Here is a 17,322-nt window from a genome sequence, read left to right as displayed (position 1 = left end):
GCGGAGGCGCGAGGGGCTACGGATTCAGTACGGCGCGCGTCACGGCGCGGCACCGGCCCGGATGCGTGAGCAGGTCTGCGGAGTCGGCGAACTGGTCGACCGAGCCGACCGGCGGCAGCCCCGCCACGACCGGGTCGGTGATCGAGGCCGTCAGCGCGTCGGCGAACCGCTGGGCGTCGATGACCTGGAAGGGCCGCGCGTGGTGGCAGCGGGTGGAGCTCTCCAGCGGCTCGGTCAGAGCCAGCCGGTTGTGCAGGGCCGCCACCCGTTCGTAGGCACGGCACAGGTGCCGTTCGCGTTCCCGCCAGTCCGTGGCGGCCAGGGCCGCCGACAGGGAGTCTCCGAGCTCGGCCGACCCGGACAAGCGGGCGAAGCCGCTGCCGAGCCATTTGGAGTAGGGCGGGTAGCGGCGGCGCATCAGCAGCGCCAACCGCACCACGTCGCGTACGAGGCGGGCGGTCACGAGGGCCGACCCCAGGTCGTCGCCCACCTCGCCGCACCGCCCGGGGAACGCCTCCTCCTGGGCCAGGCGTCTCCACTGCGCGGCCAGCACGTGCCGCCACAGGTCGCCGGGGTACCAGCGCAGCGCGGCGCGCGCCTCCTCCAACGCGCCCAGGCCGTCGTGGAAGACCTCCCCGCTGGTGACCTCGGCCAGTCTCTGCCAGGGAGCCGACAGCCAGTCCAGGGGGGTGATCTCACGGCGCGGGTCGAACCCCAGCTGTCGGGTGAACCATCCCCCAGGCTCGGCGACCTCGACGCCGTGCCGGCCGCCGAAGACGGTCGGGTACCCGCCGAAGGTGGGGGGAAGCGCCCGCTCGACGGCCTGCCGTACCTTCCCGGCCAGCTCACCGGCGACGAACAGGACGACCCTGGGCCCCCAGTCGTGGTCGGTGGAACGCTCGGTGTCGAATTCCAGAACCTCCGAACCCGCGCCGATCAGCGCGGCGCTGTGGGGAACGTCGGCGACCGCGGGCCGCACGACCTCGGCATAGAAGTCACGCGACAGCTCCAAACCAGGCACAAAACTGGACATCATTTCGCCCACTTTGCCCGTCGGCTCCCCTCTGCGCACCCGGTTTTCCCGACCGGGTCACCCGCCGTCACACTGCCGTCACACTGTCGCCGGACTGCCGGCGGACTCCGGCCGGAGGCCCTCAGCAGGCGGCCGGCTGCTGGCGTAAGCTGGGTGGGCGCGCTCAGGGCGCCACCGGTCCGCGGGAAGGGCTGAGCCCACCTGATTCTCACCGAACGACTCGGCCCGACCTCTTTTCCGGCCTGACCATGCGGACACCAGGCCAGACGGAAAGGAGGCCCTGGTGCCTATCCACCGCCTGCCCGACAATCCCAGCATCGAACGGCTCCGCAAGCAGGCCAAGACACTCCTGCGGCGTGCGAAGGCGGGAGCTCCCGAGGCGCTCGGGCTCGTCGCCGAGTTCCATCCCCGACCGCCGGAGACGCTCAAGCTGTCCGGCGCACAGCTCGTCACCGCCCGCATGTACGGCTTCGCGAGCTGGCCCAGGCTGAAAGAGCACATCGGCACCGTCGAGCGCTACTCCCGGTCGCCGCACCGGGTCGCGCCGAGCCGGGAGTTGCCGCAGGAGTTCTTGCGGCTTGCCTGCCTCACCTACGGCACCGACCATCCGGGCCGGGTCGCGGAGGCCGAGCTGCTGCTGGCCAGGCATCCCCGGCTGCCCACCGCGAACGTCTTCACGATGGCGGCCACCGGCTCGGCCGACGCGCTGGCCGACGCGCTGGCCGGAGATCCGGGCCTCGCCCGGGCGCAGGGCGGCCCTTTCGGATGGGAGCCGCTGCTGTACCTGGCCTACGCGCGCCTCCGCACTCCCGGCCGGTATGCGGCGGCGGCCCGGCTCCTGCTCGAGCACGGTGCCGACCCCAACGCCGGCTTCCTGTGGGACGGGCTGAGCTCGCCGTTCACCGCCCTCACCGGCGCATTCGGCGGAGGAGAGGGCGACCAGCCACCGCATCCGCAGGGACTGGCGCTGGCCAGGCTGCTGCTGGAGGCCGGAGCGGATCCCAACGACGGCCAGACCCTGTACAACCTCGGGCTCGGAGGCTCCTTCTCCGACGACACCGCCCACCTGCGGCTGCTGCTGGAGTTCGGCCTGGGCCGCGGCCGGGGCGGGCCGTGGCATGCCCGGCTGGGGCCGACGCTGCAGTCCCCGCAGCAGATGCTGCGCGACGAGCTGGCCACCGCCGCGCTGCGGGGCGGCCCGCAGCGGGCCCGGCTGCTGCTCGCGCACGGCGCGGAGGTGAACGGCCTGGGCGGGCATCCGGCGTACGGCGGACGCACTCCCTACGAGCTCGCCCTGCTGAACGGGCACACCGACGTCGCGGAGATCCTCGCCTCGGCAGGCGCCTCGGCGATGCTGGAGGAGATGGACGCGTTCATCGCCGCCTCCATGCGCGCCGACGCCGACGCGGTGGCCGGGTTCGGCGCGGAACTGCTGGCGCGAGCGCTCGCCCGATCCCCGGAGTTGATCAACACTGCGGCCGAGCAGCGCAAGCCCGAGGCGGTGCGGCTGCTCGCCGGTCTCGGCTTCGACGTCAACCACCTGTGGCGGACCACCCCACTGCACCGGGCGGCCTGGAACGACGACGTGGAGACGGCCAGGACACTGATCGAACTCGGCGCCGATCCAACGATCAAGGACACCGAGCACGGCGCGACCCCGCTCGGCTGGGCCGAGTACGGCGGCAGACACCGCGTGGCTGCCTACCTGCGGAATCCGAGGTAGACGCCGGCGATCTGCGAGGCGATGGCCTCCCGCCACGAAGTGGGCTGGGTGGCGGCTCGGCGGACGGGGCGTTGCCGACGCGGCGGCGGCCGTCGTGGTTCTGGGCGGCCACCCGCCGCTCCGTCATACGGCGGCCCGTCTCCGCAGCGTTCCGCTTCGGCCGCCGACCACGCCGGTGCACGGTCGGCAAGCGGACGGGCCGGCAGGAAGCATCGGACGACGTCCTCCCCTTGACGAATCAAATGAACAGTCTTTTAGTTTGAGCGTGGGACGCATCGCGGGTGTCACCGCCGCCGAAACACGCGAGCGACTGCTGCGCGCGGCCGCCGACGTCTTCGCCCAACGCGGGTACGACGGCACACGTGTGGCCGACATCGCCGCAGCCGCGGGTGTGAGCAACGGCGCGCTGTACGCCCACTTCGGCTCGAAGGCCGACCTGCTCGTGGCCGCGCTGCACGCGCACGGGCGGCGGCTGCTCGCCGGCCTGTTCGCCGCCGATCCCAACCGGTCCATCACCGACCTGCTCCTCGTCATCGGCCGCTGGCTGCCCCGCCGTCGTGACGCCCCCGGCCACCTCGTCGTCGAGGCCCTGGTCGCCGCCCGCCGCGACCAGGACGTCGCCCGGCCGATGCGCGGCTACGTCGGTGAACGCGCCGACTGGATCGCCGGGCTCGTCCGCGCCGCGCAGACCGGCGGAGAGCTCGACCCCGCGCTGTCACCGGACGCGCTGGCCCACTTCTGCCTCCTGCTCTCGATGGGCGGCGCGCTCGTCACACCGGACCTGCACCCGGTCGACGATGCGGAGTGGACCGCGCTGCTCACCCGCGTCGTGACCGCCCTCGCCCCCGCCGACACCACCGCACAGAGCGGAGCGCCGCAGTGAAAGTACGGATCGACCCCGAGCGCTGCCACGGGCACGGCCGCTGCTACGACCTCGCCCCCGAGCTGTTCGCCGAGGACGACGAGGGCTACGGGCGGACCGTCGGCGACGGCGCCGTGCCGCCGGGAGAGGAACAGGCGGCACGCCTGGCCGTGTCCAACTGCCCGGAACGGGCGATCGACGTCCTCCAGGAGGCGTGACATGACCGTCGACGACCGTTTCACGGGCGACTTCCGGCAGACGCGGACAGATCTGCCCTTCGGCACGCGCAACGAGATCATCACCGGCCCGGTGGCGGACTGGGCGACCGACTTCTCCCACCTCGAACCCGAATGGGCCGCCGACCCGTACCCCGTCCAGGACGACCTGCGGCAGCGCTGCCCGATCGCGCGCACCGAGCGGTTCGGTGGCGGATGGCTGCCGACACGCTACGAGGACGTCGCGGCGATCGCCTACGACACCGAACGCTTCTCCTCCCGATCGATCATCATGAGCAACTTCCGGCCGCCACGCGAGATAGCGCCGGTGGGCGGCACGCCGCCGATCTCCTCCGACCCGCCGTTCCACCACGACGCGCGCAAGCTGCTGCTGCCGGCGTTCACCAGGAGCGCGGTCACCAAACGGGAGCCGACGACCAGAGCGCTCTGCCACTCACTCATCGACGCATTCGACGGCCGGCACGTCGTCGACGCCGCCCGCGACTACGCCCAGCACATCCCGATGCGGGTCATCGCCGACATGCTCGGCTTCCCGCCCGAGGACGCGCCGCGGTTCCGCGAGTTCATCGAGAACGCGCTCGAAGGCGTCAATCTGCCCCCGGAGGAGCGCATCGCGCGGATGGGCCGGCTGTTCGACTACCTGCTCGCGCAGATCCGCGACCACCTCGACCACCCGCGCGACGACCTGACGACCTACCTCGTCAACGCCGAGCTCTACGGCAGCAAGCTCAGCCCCTCCCACGTGGCCGGCACGATGGCCTTGCTGCTCATCGCCGGGATCGACACCACCTGGAGCGCGATCGGCGCCTCGCTGTGGCATCTGGCCAGGACTCCGGGCGACCGCGAGCGCCTGGTCCGCGAGCCCGGCCTGCTTCCGACCGCGATGGAGGAGTTCCTGCGGGCCTACGCGCCCGTCACGATGGCCCGGCTGGTCAAGGAGGACATGCACTGGCACGGCGTCGACATGAAGGCCGACGACTGGGTCCTGCTGTCGTTCCCGGCCGCCAACCGCGACCCGGCGCAGTTCGACCGGGCGGGCGAGGTCGTCATCGATCGCGAGGTCAACCGGCACGCCGCATTCGGCCTCGGCATCCACCGCTGCGTGGGCTCGCACCTGGCGCGCATGGAGCTGCGGGTCGCCCTCGAGGTCTGGCTGGAGCGGGTCCCGGCGTTCAGCCTCGCCGATCCGACGGCGGTGACGTGGTCCGCCGGCCAGGTCCGCGGCCCGCGCACGCTTCCGCTCCGCATCGGCTGACGCTCCGGGCACGTCCCGCACTCTCCCGTCAACGGCGTCCCCGCGGTCTCGCCCTTCGAGGCGGCCGGCGCGGCTCGGCCGGCACGGGCGCCGCGCCGGCCGCTTCGTCTCTTCCACCGCTCTCGCGGCTGCTCTCGTCCGCTGCCGCCGACACGCCAGTCGACGCCTCCTCTTGACGTCAGCCCACGACGGGAACTGTCCGTGGTGATTGAATTACACAGAGCAGTAGAGCGCCGGCGGCGGGAGTGGCTTCCCGCCGCCGGTCGTACGGCTCGACCTCCCGCCCCCTCCGCGATCACCACCGCAGTCATTCCCTCACCCCTTAGGGAGCCGGCCCCGTGTCACGGCGTGAACGTGTGCGTTCCATCCTGGAGTCCCGCTTTTTCCAGCGGGCCCTCATCACCGTCATCGTCCTCAACACCGCGACCATCGGCGCGGAGACCTCCGCGGTGCTGACCGATCACATCGGCGGGATCCTGCACACCGTCGACCGGGTGACCCTGGCGGTCTTCGTCGTCGAACTCGGGGCGCGCGCGTACGCCTACCGGGGCGCGTTCCTCAAAGATCCGTGGAACCATTTCGACGCCGTCATCGTGGCCGGTGCCCTGATCCCGGCCTCCGGGCCGGTCTCGGTGCTGCGCGCGTTGCGGATCCTGCGGGCGCTGCGGCTGGTCTCGGCGGTGCCCAGCATGCGCAAGGTCGTCACGGCGTTGCTGGCGGCCATCCCCGGCATGGCCTCCATCATCGGCCTGCTCGTGCTGGTCATGTACGTCTCGGCCGTGCTCGCCACCGAGCTGTTCGGGCAGGCGGCCCCCGCCTACTTCGCCGAGCTGCCCGTCTCGCTGTTCACGTTGTTCCAGATGATGACCGGGGACGCGTGGTCCGACATCACTCGCACGGTGATGGCCGAACACCCCTGGGCGTGGGTGTTCTTCATCGGCTACATCCTGGTGTCCACCTTCGTGGTGCTGAACCTGTTCATCGCCGTGGTGGTCAACGCCATGGACGAGCAGAGCACCTCCTCAGAGGAGGAGCGCACCGACGAGCAACTGGCGACGGTGCTGGCCGAGCTGGCCCGTCTGCATGCCAAGATCGACGCCATCCAGGCCGCACCGGCCGTGCCCGTCGTCCCCGACGGCCGGCTCCCAACGGGTACCGCATGACCGGCTGGGACCCGTGCGCGACCGGCGGTGCGCTCCACGAGCGCACCGCACCGGCCCGGCCGAACCCGGGACCCGGGCCTACGGCGAGGTCAAGGCCGCGGCGGCGACCGGGCGGATCCGCATGCCCAGCCGCTCGTACAGCCGGATCGCGCTCTGGTTGTCGGTGTCGACCATCAGCGCGACCCGTTCGTGCTCGGCGGCCAGCGCACCGAGCACGAACCGGCACACCGCCTCGCCCAGGCCGCGGCCCCGGAGGGCGGGGGCGGTGGCCACCCCGGCGACGAAGCCCACCCGCGGCGTCGACCACGCGTCGGCGGCCACGGCCGCCAGCGTTCCCGCGGCGTCCCGGATCCCCGCCCACCGGCGGATTCCCGTCAATCCCGGAACCGCCCACGCCGACGGAGACGCCTGGGCCAGCAGGGCCGTCACCTCCGCGTCGGATTCGGGGCCCAGCCAACCGGCCTCGCCGTCCCGCCCGGAACCGCCGGACCCGTTCCCGGCGGTGTCCATCCACTCGAACGTCCCCACGACCTCCGCTCCCGGCACCCGCCGTACCACCTCGGCGACCAGCGGCCGCTCACCCAGCAACCGGTAGGACGGCCCGAGCTCGGGGCGCACCTGCCGCACCAGCTCGGCCACCTGATGCGCGGGGCCGCGCACGGCCAGGCGGTCGCGGCGGTTCAGGTCAGGGCAGGCCACCGCCACGGCCCCGTCCGACGCCCACGCCCGCACCCCGGCGCGCAGTCCCTGCGCGGTCCACATGATGACGGCGTCGTCGCCGGACGCGGTGGCGACATCCTGGATGGTCTTCAGTTCCACGGGCGGCTACAGGATCGCCCCGGGAACGTACGCGGCGGCCTGCGGGTAGCGGGAGGTGATCTCCCCTACCCGCGCCACGACCGCCTCGACCTGCTCGGCCGCGGCACCGGTGAACACGATCCGGTCGGCCAGCAGCGCCTCCAGACCGGCCCGGTCCAGCGGGAACCGCTCGTCGGACGCCAACCGCTCCAGCAGCTCGTTGCCGGCCCCGCGCTCGCGCATCGCCAGCGCGGACGCCACCGCGTGCTCCTTGATCAGCTCATGCGCGGTCTCCCGGCCCACCCCGGCCCGCACCGCAGCCATGAGCATCTTCGTCGTCGCCAGGAACGGCAGGTACCGGTCCAGTTCGGCGGCGATCACCGCGGGGAACGCGCCGAACTCGGCCAGGACCGTCAGCATCGTCTCCACCAGCCCGTCGAAGGCGAAGAACGCGTCCGGCAGTGCCACCCGGCGCACCACCGAGCACGACACATCGCCCTCGTTCCACTGGTCCCCGGCGAGCTCGGCGGCCATCGACGCGTACCCGCGCAGGATCACCGTCAGCCCGTTGACCCGCTCGCACGAGCGGGTGTTCATCTTGTGCGGCATCGCCGAGGAGCCGACCTGGCCCTCGGCGAAGCCCTCGGTGACCAGCTCGTGCCCGGCCATCAGCCGGATGGTCTTGGCCAGCGACGACGGCGCGGCGGCCAGTTGAACCAGCGCCGTCACCGCCTCGTAGTCCAGCGAGCGCGGGTAGACCTGCCCGACGCTGGTGAAGCGGTTGGCGAACCCCAGGTGCGCGGCGACCCGGTCCTCCAGCTCCGCCAGGGCGCCGCGGTCGCCGCCCAGCAGGTCCAGCATGTCCTGCGCGGTGCCGACCGGCCCCTTGATCCCGCGCAGCGGGTAGCGGGCGATCAGCTCCTCCAGCCGCTCGAACGCCACCAGCAGCTCGTCGGCGGCCGAGGCGAACCGCTTGCCCAGCGTCGTCGACTGCGCGGCCACGTTGTGCGAGCGGCCCGCCATCACGGTGCCCGAGTGCTCGGCGGCCAGCGCCGCCAGCCGGGCCAGCAGCGCCACGCACCGATCGCGCACCAGCAGCAGGCTGTCGCGGATCTGCAGTTGCTCGACGTTCTCGGTCAGGTCCCGCGAGGTCATGCCCTTGTGCACGTGCTCGTGACCGGCCAGGGCGTTGAACTCCTCGATGCGGGCCTTGACGTCGTGGCGGGTGACGCGCTCGCGCTCGGCGATGGAGCCCAGGTCGACCTGCTCCAGCACCTTCTCGTAGTCGGCCACGACTCCCGCGGGGACCTCCACCCCCAGCTCCGCCTGCGCGGCCAGCACGGCCAGCCACAGGCGCCGCTCGGCCACCACCTTGTATTCGGGGGACCACAGGCGGGCCAGCTCCACGGAGGCGTAGCGGCTGGCCAGGACATTGGGGATACGCGGCTTGGCAGTCACGTTGCCGCAGTCTATCGGCGCCGTCGCCCGCAGTGCGCCCCGCCCCTTCCCGTGGCCTGCGGCATCTCGTCCTCAGCCCGACTACCGGGATCCGGAGGCGGTCCGGTGTCGCGGCCGGGAAGGTCCACCGGGAGGAGGATCATCGGTGAACGGGGTCGGTGAATTAGGCGCGGAGCCGGTGACGCGTGCGCATCAGGATCCGGCCGAGCATGTTCTTGCCGGTTCCGGTCCTGCCGCGCCCCCAGTAGTGGTCGGTGGTGGTGTCCTCGACGATCTCCTGCTCTCCGGTGGACAGCAGGATGGCGCGAATGTCGGCGTGCGCGTGGAACTTCGCCGCCACGGCACGGCGCATCACGTCGTCTTTGACCCGCTCCCAATCCCGCCGTAGCGGCCTGGACGGGTCCCGGCCCAGTTCGGCGGCGCGCAGGGGGGTTCGGGCCCGGCGGATGACATCGGCGTGGCGGGTGCCCGCGAACTTGCAGGCCTGGAAGTAGTGCTCCGAAGTCGGCCACCAGTGTCCGTCAAGGTCGAAGCCGTGTGCGGAGAAGTTCGAGAAGCATCCGTAGGGAACCTCGTCGGCGGCGTAGAAGTAGATCGTCATCCATTCCTCGGTGGGGTTGCCCGAACCGGCACTTTGCCAGAGACCCGTGGCCCTCGCAATCGTTTTGCCCGCCGGTCCCGGGGCTCGGCGCACCGGCCCCATGCGACCCGGCTCCGCAGGCCGCATGGGGCCTGACATGCACACGGGCCGTACGGCGGCGTGCGCCGTACGGCCCGTGTGCATGTCAAGGGATCACTTGGCCGGGGCCAGCTCCCCCGGGTTGCGGACCTCGGCCCCGGGCTCCCGCCCACCGGCCTTCGGCTTGCGGCGCAACCGCTCCTTGGTCCGCTCCAGCATCACGTACAGGGTCGGCACCAGCACCAGCGTCAGCAGCGTCGACGACAGCAATCCGCCGATCACCACGATGGCGAGGGGCTGGGAGATGAACCCGCCCGACCCGGTCAGGCCGAGCGCCATCGGGATCAACGCGAAGATCGTCGCCACCGCGGTCATCAGGATCGGCCGCAGGCGGCGGCGCCCGCCTTCGATCACCGCCTCCACGATGCCCAGGCCCTGCGCGCGGTACTGGTTGATCAGGTCGATCAGCACGATCGCGTTGGTCACCACGATGCCGATCAGCATCAGCATGCCGATCAGCGCCGGGACGCCCATCGGGGTGCCGGTGACCAGCAGCAGCCCGAGCGCGCCGGTCGCCGCGAACGGCACCGACACCAGCAGGATCAGCGGCTGGACGAAGCTCCGGAACGTCGCCACCATGATCATGAAGACGATCGCGATCGCGGCCAGCATCGCCAGTCCCAGCTGGCCGAAGGCCTCTGCCTGGTCGGCGCTCACGCCGCCGATGGTGTACGACGCCCCTGCCGGCAGCGACAGGCCCTTGAGCTTCTCCGTCAGCGCCGCCGTCACGCTGCCCAGGTCGCTGCCGGTGGCCGTGCCCGACACCGTCGCGCTGCGCTCACCGTCGATCCGGGTCACCTGAGTGGGCCCCCCGATCTTCTTCACCGACGCCACGTCCGCCAGCTCGACCAGGCCGGTCGCGGTCGGCAGCTTCAGCTCGCGGATCTCCTCGACGTCCTTCGGCGCGTCACCGCTGCGCAGGACCACGTCGCCGGCCTGCCCGTCCAGCGTCATCTCGCCCAGTGGCGCGCCGCGGAACTGCTGCGCGACGATCTGCCCGATCGCCGCCTCGCTCAGGCCCCTGGCCGCGGCCTTCTCCCGGTCCACCTGGACCTCGATCCGCTCGGCGCTGGCCGCCAGGTTGGAGGTGACGTCGCGTAGCCCGTCCAGCTCGGCCATCGCGCCGCGCACGGTCTCGGCGGCCGTCTTCAGCGTCGCGAGGTCGGGCGCCTGCACGATCACCTGCAGCTGGTTGGTGGAGCCGCCGCCCATGCCGCCGCCGCTCGCGCCCACGGTGATCTCACCGGTGCCCTGCAGCTGGGCCAGACGCTTGCGCAGCGCCTCCTCCAGTGCCGGGGTGTCGGTGCCCTCGGCCACGCTCACCGAGTAGGACGCGCGGTCGCCGCCGCCGCCCGTCGCACCGCCCATGAAACCGCCGCCGCCGCCCACGTTGACCTGATAGGACTGAACGCCCTGGCTCTTGAGGCCGGCGAGCACCTCCTCGACCTTCTCGGCCGCCGCGTCCGTGGTCGCCAGGTCGGTCCCGACCGGCATCTTCTGGCTGATGGAGATGGTGTTCTGCCCGGAGGAGTCCAGGAAGTTGGTCTCCAGCCGCCCGGCCAGGCCCAGCGTGCCGACGAACACCACGATGCCGATCAGCACCGTCACCAGGCGCCGCCGGGTCGCGAACCGCAGCACCGGCAGGTAGGCGCGCTGCAGCGGGCTGCGCAGTTCCTTGGCCTCGGCCTCCTCGCGGACCGCGCGGGCCTGCTCCGGGCTGAGCACCGGGGCCTTCAGGAACCAGTACGCCAGCACCGGGATCACCGTCAGCGAGACCAGCAGCGAGGCCAGCAGCGCCACCGTCACCGTGATCGCGAACGGCGCGAACAGCTGGCCCACCATGCCGCCGACCACGGCGATGGGCGCGAACACCGCCACCGTCGTCAGCGTCGAGGCCGTCACCGCGCCGCTCACCTCGCGCACACCGGCCAGCACGGCGTCACGCTTGGCCTCGCCGTACCCCAGGTGCCGCTTGATGTTCTCCAGGACCACGATCGAGTCGTCCACCACGCGGCCGACCGCGATGGTCAGTGCGCCCAGCGTCAGCATGTTCAGCGAGTAGTCGCCCAGCCACAGCGCGATCAGCGCGATCACCACCGAGAGCGGGATCGACACCGCCGTCACCAGCGTGGAACGCAGCGACAGCAGGAACACGAGGATGACCAGCACCGCGAAGGCCAGGCCGAGCAGCCCCTCGGTCGTCAGGTCCTCGATCGAGCGCTCCACGTAGGGCGCCTGGTCGAAGATGACCGTCACCTCCGCGGCGTCGCCGAGCGCGCGGACGATCTCCGCCTTCTTCTCCTCCACCGCGTGCGAGATCGCCACCGCGTTGCCGTCGGGCGACATCGTGATCGACACGCCCAGGCTGGGCTCGCCGTTGGTGCGGGTCAGCGAGGTCGCCGCCGCCGGCTCGCGCTCCACCTCCGCCACGTCGCCGAGCCTGACCGGCTCGGGTGCGGCCGCGGGCCGCTGCTGGGGCTGCTGCTGCGCCGCCGTACGGCCGGGCGCCTGGCGGCCCTGCTGTGCCTGGGCGGCCGGGTTCTGCTGGGCCTGGGCCGCCGGGGCGAGGTAGAGGTCCCGCAGTTCCTCGATCGAGTCGATCCTGCTGCCGACCTGCACGGTCAGCGACATGTTGTCCTCGGTGAAGCTGCCGGCGGGGATCGGCTGGCCGTTGGCCCGCAGCGCCTCCGCGATCGCGGTCGGCTGCAGGCCGCGCAGGGCGAGCTTCTTGAGGTCCGGGGTGATGACGACGTTCTCCTCACGAACGCCGGTCACCGTCACCTCGCTGACGCCCTCGATGCCCCGCAGCTCCGGAACCATGATCCGTTCGAGCTTGTCGGCCATCGCCCGGGCGTCCCCGCCGTCGCCGACCGCGAGCACCATGACCGGGATGTCGTCGGTGCCGCCCGCCAGCACCTGCGGGTCGACCCCCTCGGGCAGCTGGGCCTCGATGCGGGAGACCGCCTGCTGCATCTTGCCGACCGCGGCCTCGATGTCGGTGCCGTACTCGAAGGACGCCTGGACCTGCGACATCCCCTCCCTGGAGGTGGAGGTCACCTCGGTGATCCCCTCGATGCCCTGGAAGCTGTCCTCGATCGGCTTGGTGACCTGCTCCTCGACGATCTCGGGGGAGGCGCCGAGGTACGGGGCCACCACGAACGCCCCGGGGAACGAGAGCGAGGGCAGCAGTTGCTGCTTCAGCGACGGGATCGCGAAGGCGCCGAACGCGCTCAACACCAGCGCGATCATTATGACGAGGCTGCGGTTGGCGAGGCTCAACCTGGCCAGGGCGGTCATCGGGACGGACTCCTAGGGCCGGGGACGTCACAGTAAATTTCGCACAAGACTAACACTTCGCCTCACACGAATATTTAATGGCGTCTTACAATCCTGATAACCTTCTCAGGAAGCGAGGGGTGAGTGTGGACGACGAACGCGACCGGCTGATCGACCGGATCGGACAGATACAGCGCGACCTGGGCCGATTCCTCGCCGAAAGCCGCCAGCACTCCTCCCCCCTCCTCGACTCCAACCTCACCATGCGCCAGCTCAAGGTCATCATGTTCCTGGCCTTCCGCGAATCCGCCTCCGGACAGGACATCGCCCACCACCTCGACGTCGGCCTGGGCACCGTCACCGGCATCGTCGACCGCCTGATCGGCCACGGCCTCGTCACCCGCCGCGAGGACCCCAACGACCGCCGCGTGCGCCGCGTGGAACTCACTCCCGAGGGGCACGTCCTCCTCGAACGCATCTCCGAGGCGGGCATCGACGACTTCCGCCGTCTGCTCGAACGCCTCGACACCCGCCTCCTGCACGACCTGTGCACCGTCCTCGGCGAGATCCAGGTCACCGTCGCCGACCTCGGGGAAGATCCACCTCGGTAAAGGTGGGATGATAGGATTAAGGGCTATGCCCGGATATCTCGATGACCTCTTCTCCCTCACCGGCCGCACCGCTCTGGTCACCGGCGGCAGCTCCGGCATCGGCTACGCCATCGCCGAAGCCCTCGGCCGCGCCGGCGCCCGCGTCGTCATCGCCGCCCGCCGCCCAGGGCCCCTCGCGACCGCCGTCGAGAACCTGCGCCGCCACGGCGTCCAGGCCGCCGCCGTCAGCGCCGATCTCGGCGACCGCGCCGATGTCGCCCGCCTGTGCGAACAAGCCGCCACCCACCACGGCGAAATCGACATCCTGGTCAACGACGCCGCCAACAACATCCGCCGCCCCATGGCCGACCTCACCGTCGACGACTACGACCAGACCATGGCCGTCAACATCACCGCCCCCTACCTCCTGGGCCAGCACCACGGCCCGCGCATGGCCGCCCGCGGATGGGGGCGCATCATCAACATAGGAAGCCAGCAGTCCATCAGCGCCTTCGGCGACAGTGGCGCCTACGGCGTCTCCAAAGCCGCCATCGCCGGCCTGTCCCGCTCCCAGGCCGAGGCCTGGTCCGCCTCCGGCGTCACCAGCAACACCATCATCCCGGGCTTCGTCCTCACGCCCCTCACCGAGCCGGCCCAGGCCGTCCCCGGGCGCGTCGAAGCCCTCGCCGCCCGCGCCATGACAGGCCGCAACGGCCTGCCCGCCGACTTCGCCGGCCTCGCCGTCCTCCTCGCGAGCCCCGCCGGCGCCTGCATCACCGGCCAGACCATCTGCGCCGACGGCGGTTTCTCGGTCCACTGAACCTCCCCGGCCCCTCCCTCCGAAGGGGAACCCGGACCGGAAACCCACCGGGCACCCGGCGACCCGCCCGATGATTGAATGACGACTCCCAGCCGATCACCACCCCCGGGGACGAACATGAGCACCACCACGACCCAGCAGGCCGTCAACGCCCGCCGCGCCGTGTCCTACTTCTTCATCCTGCTCGGCACCGTCTCCGGCGTGTGGGCCGCCCGCATCCCCGCCGTCAAGAACAGTCTCGCCCTCACCGACGGCCAGCTCAGCTACGGACTCCTGGCCGCCGCCGGCGGGCTCGTTGTCGGCATGCGCTTCGCCGGCCGCCTCACCGACCACCTCGGCAGCACCCGCGTCATCGTCCCCGCGGGCATCGGCACCGCCCTGGCCATCATCCCCGCCGGCTACGCCCCCAGCCTCCCCCTCCTCATCGCCGTGCTCTTCCTCTACGGCCTGATCAACGCCTCACTCGACGTCTCCATGAACGCCCACGGCGTCGAAGTCGAACGGGCCCACGGCCGCCCCATCATGTCCTCCTTCCACGGCATGTTCAGCATCGGCGGGCTCATCGGCGCCGGCATCGGCGGACTCTTCGCCTTCCTCGGCCTCAGCGCCGGCATCACCCTCATCGCCACCGCCGTCCCTCTCGTCCTGCTCTCCCTCTACGCCGGACGCCACCTGCTACCGGCCACCCGCGCCCCCCGCGCCTCCGCCACCACCGGCCGCGCCCCCTGGAGCGGCTGGATCGTCCTCATGGGCGTCGTCGCCTTCGCCGGGCTCGTCGGCGAAGGCGCCGCCGTCGACTGGACCTCCGTCTACCTCTTCGAGGACCTCCACGCCTCCGAGACCGTCGCCGCCCTGGGCTTCGCCGTCTTCTCCACCGCCATGACCGTCGGCCGCTTCGCCGGGGATCGCCTGGCCCTGCGCCACGGCCCCGTCCGGCTCGTCCGCGTCTCCGGCGTCGTCGCCACCCTCGGCCTCGGCGCCGCCCTGCTCGTCGGCACCGTCCCCGTCGCCATCGCCGGTTTCGCCCTGTTCGGCCTCGGCCTGGCCACGATCGTGCCCCAGGTCTTCTCCGCCGCGGGGAACCACGATCCCGCCCGCGCCGGGCAGGCCATCGCCCAGGTCGCCACCGTCGGCTATGCCGGACTCCTCGCCGGCCCCGCGATCATCGGCGGCGTCTCCGAGCTGGTCGGCCTGCCCGCCGCCCTCGCCGTCCCCGTCGCCCTGGCCGCCTTCATGGCGGCCTCCGCCGGCGCCCTCCGCCCCCGGCAGGTGCTGGCCCGATGAGACGCGACTCGGCTTCTGCTGCTCTGGTCCTGCTGGTGGCTTCTATTTGGTCTTGAAACAAGCAAACGCCTTTACGTTGTAGATCAACAACGCTGGTCCCGTCACTCGCGGCGAATCTCGTGAAGCCCCCGGCCCTCGTGCCACATCTGGATGACCAGGTGCGTCCCGCCCGGGGCCACGAAGGTTCGGACCACCTCGGCCACCTCGATCCGGAACAGGTGCGCCCCCTCCCCCGGCAGGCCGAGCCGCTCCAGCACCTCCGGATCGGTCACCTCCACCGCCCGGCCGGCGAGTTTCGCGTCCCCTGCCCACGCCGCCGGATCCGCGTCGTCGGGATCCTCCGACGCGCTGTGCAGGGCGACCCGCGGATCCCGCCGCAGGTCCTTCGCCTTCATCGCTCCCGGCATGGACCCCAGCCACAGCTCCCCGTCCTTGAACTGCGCCTCCGTCCCGCTGATGCGCGGAGAGCCGTCCTTCCTGAGGGTGGCCATCGTCTTGTGCCGGTGGGCGTCGAACAGCTCGCGCACCCTGCCCGCGAACTCGGGCTCTTCCTTCTCGATCTCCTGCCACGAAGCCATGGGGACATCGTGTACCCGCCCACCGACAGATTCCGCGGAATCAGCCGATGAACTCGAGGATCAGAGCCGTGATCTCCTCAGGCCGCTCCATGCTGGGCAGATGGCCCGCCCACGGCAGTTCCACCAGCCGGGCCGAGGGCAGCTCCGCCGCCACCCGCCGGGCCGACAACTGGAAGTAGGGCAGATCATGGGCGCCGGAGACCACCAGCGCGGGCGCCTCCACCTTCGCCAGGTCGACCTCGCCCTCCAGCTGCGAGGGTTCAGGGTCGGCGGCGAGCTGCACCTGGAAGGCGTGGCGCTGCATCTCCGCCAGCCGGGCCCTGACCTCCTCGCCGGCCTCCGGGCCGAGCCAGGTCCGGACGTTCAACTCGACCGCCGCCTCGATCTCCCCCGCCTCCAGCAGCCGGTTCTCCTCCGCGCCGAACGCCTTCAGGTCGGGGGTGGCCTTCAGCCCGGAGCCGGGATTGAGCAGCACCAGGCGGGAGACCAGCCCCGGGTGGGCGGCGGCCAGCTCCAGCGCGACCCCCGCGCCGTGGGAGGAGCCCACCAGCACGGCCCGCTCCACCTCGATCGCGGCGAGCAGCTCGGCGACGTCGCCGCTGTCGGAGTAGGGCCTGTCCGCCGCGTACGGCGTGCGGCCGTACCCCCGCAGGTCCGGCCGGACGACCCGGAAGCGGCCGGTCAGGACCTCCCACTGCGGGTCCCACATCCGCGAATCGGCGGTACTGGAGTGCAGCAGCACCACCGGGCTCCCGCTGCCCCCGTCATCGAACATGATCGTCATCGCGCCTCCACCGCCAGTCGCACGCCCAGGCCGATCAGCACGGCACCGGAGACCTGCTCCAGGCGGTACCGTACCGCGGGCCGGCCGAAGACCATCCGGGCCCGTCCCACCGTCCAGATGAACAGGCCGTACCAGACCGTGTCCACCAGCACCCAGACCACCGCGAGCAGGGCCAGGGTGAGCGGCACGTCCGCCCCCTCGGGCACGAACTGCGGCAGGAACGACATGGCGAACACCGCGGCCTTGGGGTTGGCCAGGCACGTGCTGAACCCCAGCAGGTAGGAACGGCGCCAGCCCTCCGTGACCGGGCCGGGCCTCTCCTTCTCCGGTCCCGCCTGCGCCGCCCGTCCCCCACGCGCCCGCCGGATCGACTGGACGCCCATCACGACCAGGAAGCCCGCGCCGAGGATCCGCATCACCTCGTAGGCGACCTCCGAGGCCAGGACCAGCGCCGACAGCCCGAAGGCCGCAGCCAGAGCCCACAGCAGGATGCCGGTCTCGTTGCCGAGCGTGGCGGCCATGCCCGGCCCCCTTCCGGCACACAGGGTCTGGCGGAGGATCACGGCCGTGCTGACACCCGGGATCATCGCGAGCAGGAAGCACGAGCCGACGAAGGCGACGAGGAGCATCACGACATCGTCACCGCTCTGGTACGGCGACCGCAACGGGTTTCCCGCGCCCGGAGACCGACCGGCCCGGCCTCCCCGGGGCACATTCCGACCG

Annotated in this window: 16 protein-coding genes; 8 read left to right on the top strand and 8 right to left on the bottom strand. The window is 71.7% G+C overall.

The window, feature by feature from the left end; genetic code table 11:
• Positions 1 to 16 precede the first annotated feature (16 nt).
• On the bottom strand, positions 17 to 1,021 hold the full coding sequence (locus tag HS041_RS29190; protein ID WP_307845503.1) for a DUF4037 domain-containing protein: 1,005 nt from the start codon (positions 1,019 to 1,021) through the stop codon (positions 17 to 19).
• A 295-nt stretch (positions 1,022 to 1,316) separates the two neighbouring features.
• Here HS041_RS29190 and HS041_RS40225 point away from each other — a divergent pair, with 295 nt between their 5' ends.
• The 5 genes from HS041_RS40225 to HS041_RS29165 all read left to right on the top strand — a co-directional run bounded on the left by HS041_RS40225 (position 1,317) and on the right by HS041_RS29165 (position 6,272).
• Entirely contained in the window at positions 1,317 to 2,756 is a 1,440-nt protein-coding gene (locus tag HS041_RS40225) for an ankyrin repeat domain-containing protein (RefSeq protein WP_196444037.1), read from the top strand.
• Positions 2,757 to 3,021: 265 nt separating this feature from the next.
• On the top strand, positions 3,022 to 3,639 hold the full coding sequence (locus HS041_RS29180; protein WP_196444036.1) for a TetR/AcrR family transcriptional regulator: 618 nt from the start codon (positions 3,022 to 3,024) through the stop codon (positions 3,637 to 3,639).
• Positions 3,636 to 3,836 carry a ferredoxin gene (locus HS041_RS29175; RefSeq protein ID WP_196444035.1) on the top strand — a complete coding sequence of 67 codons (201 nt, stop codon included), beginning with the start codon at positions 3,636 to 3,638 and terminating at the stop codon, positions 3,834 to 3,836. Before HS041_RS29180 ends, HS041_RS29175 begins: the two co-directional genes overlap by 4 nt.
• A 1-nt stretch (position 3,837) precedes the next feature.
• Entirely contained in the window at positions 3,838 to 5,109 is a 1,272-nt protein-coding gene (locus tag HS041_RS29170) for a cytochrome P450 (protein ID WP_196444034.1), read from the top strand.
• Positions 5,110 to 5,465: 356 nt separating this feature from the next.
• Positions 5,466 to 6,272: an ion transporter gene (locus HS041_RS29165; RefSeq protein ID WP_307845502.1), complete on the top strand. Its 807-nt coding sequence runs from the start codon at positions 5,466 to 5,468 to the stop codon at positions 6,270 to 6,272.
• A gap of 78 nt (positions 6,273 to 6,350) precedes the next feature.
• Here the strand turns inward: HS041_RS29165 and HS041_RS29160 are convergent, their stop codons facing one another.
• From HS041_RS29160 to HS041_RS29145, 4 genes are all read right to left on the bottom strand, one after another.
• Complete coding sequence (locus HS041_RS29160) at positions 6,351 to 7,091, bottom strand: GNAT family N-acetyltransferase (protein WP_196444032.1); 741 nt, start codon at positions 7,089 to 7,091, stop codon at positions 6,351 to 6,353.
• Between the two features lie 6 nt (positions 7,092 to 7,097).
• Positions 7,098 to 8,528 carry an adenylosuccinate lyase gene (purB, locus tag HS041_RS29155; protein ID WP_196444031.1) on the bottom strand — a complete coding sequence of 477 codons (1,431 nt, stop codon included), beginning with the start codon at positions 8,526 to 8,528 and terminating at the stop codon, positions 7,098 to 7,100.
• A 163-nt stretch (positions 8,529 to 8,691) separates the two neighbouring features.
• Positions 8,692 to 9,129, bottom strand: a complete 438-nt coding sequence (ybiA, locus tag HS041_RS29150; protein WP_196444030.1) for a riboflavin biosynthesis intermediates N-glycosidase — start codon at positions 9,127 to 9,129, stop codon at positions 8,692 to 8,694.
• 192 nt (positions 9,130 to 9,321) lie between these two features.
• A complete protein-coding gene (locus HS041_RS29145; RefSeq protein ID WP_196444029.1) occupies positions 9,322 to 12,564 on the bottom strand; it encodes an efflux RND transporter permease subunit in 3,243 nt (1,080 codons plus the stop codon).
• 119 nt (positions 12,565 to 12,683) lie between these two features.
• Here HS041_RS29145 and HS041_RS29140 point away from each other — a divergent pair, with 119 nt between their 5' ends.
• The 3 genes from HS041_RS29140 to HS041_RS29130 all read left to right on the top strand — a co-directional run bounded on the left by HS041_RS29140 (position 12,684) and on the right by HS041_RS29130 (position 15,237).
• Positions 12,684 to 13,154 carry a MarR family winged helix-turn-helix transcriptional regulator gene (locus HS041_RS29140; protein WP_196444028.1) on the top strand — a complete coding sequence of 157 codons (471 nt, stop codon included), beginning with the start codon at positions 12,684 to 12,686 and terminating at the stop codon, positions 13,152 to 13,154.
• A 25-nt stretch (positions 13,155 to 13,179) separates the two neighbouring features.
• Positions 13,180 to 13,953 carry an SDR family NAD(P)-dependent oxidoreductase gene (locus HS041_RS29135; RefSeq protein ID WP_196444027.1) on the top strand — a complete coding sequence of 258 codons (774 nt, stop codon included), beginning with the start codon at positions 13,180 to 13,182 and terminating at the stop codon, positions 13,951 to 13,953.
• A 117-nt stretch (positions 13,954 to 14,070) separates the two neighbouring features.
• The gene (locus HS041_RS29130) at positions 14,071 to 15,237 is read left to right on the top strand and encodes an MFS transporter (RefSeq protein WP_196444026.1); all 1,167 of its coding nucleotides are present in this window, start codon (positions 14,071 to 14,073) and stop codon (positions 15,235 to 15,237) included.
• Between the two features lie 101 nt (positions 15,238 to 15,338).
• Here the strand turns inward: HS041_RS29130 and HS041_RS29125 are convergent, their stop codons facing one another.
• From HS041_RS29125 to HS041_RS29115, 3 genes are read right to left on the bottom strand one after another with little or no spacing between them, the layout of a single operon-like run.
• Positions 15,339 to 15,815, bottom strand: a complete 477-nt coding sequence (locus HS041_RS29125) for a pyridoxamine 5'-phosphate oxidase family protein (RefSeq protein WP_196444025.1) — start codon at positions 15,813 to 15,815, stop codon at positions 15,339 to 15,341.
• A 40-nt stretch (positions 15,816 to 15,855) separates the two neighbouring features.
• Positions 15,856 to 16,599 carry an alpha/beta fold hydrolase gene (locus HS041_RS29120; protein WP_196444024.1) on the bottom strand — a complete coding sequence of 248 codons (744 nt, stop codon included), beginning with the start codon at positions 16,597 to 16,599 and terminating at the stop codon, positions 15,856 to 15,858.
• Positions 16,596 to 17,228: a LysE family translocator gene (locus HS041_RS29115; RefSeq protein WP_196444023.1), complete on the bottom strand. Its 633-nt coding sequence runs from the start codon at positions 17,226 to 17,228 to the stop codon at positions 16,596 to 16,598. Before HS041_RS29115 ends, HS041_RS29120 begins: the two co-directional genes overlap by 4 nt.
• Between the last annotated feature and the right edge of the window lie 94 nt (positions 17,229 to 17,322).

The organism is Planomonospora sp. ID67723 (genome assembly GCF_015711605.1).
Taxonomy (GTDB): Bacteria; Actinomycetota; Actinomycetes; order Streptosporangiales; family Streptosporangiaceae; genus Planomonospora_A.
The sequence above is the reverse complement of the archived record's forward strand: the minus strand, read 5'-3'. Positions and strand labels throughout refer to the sequence as shown.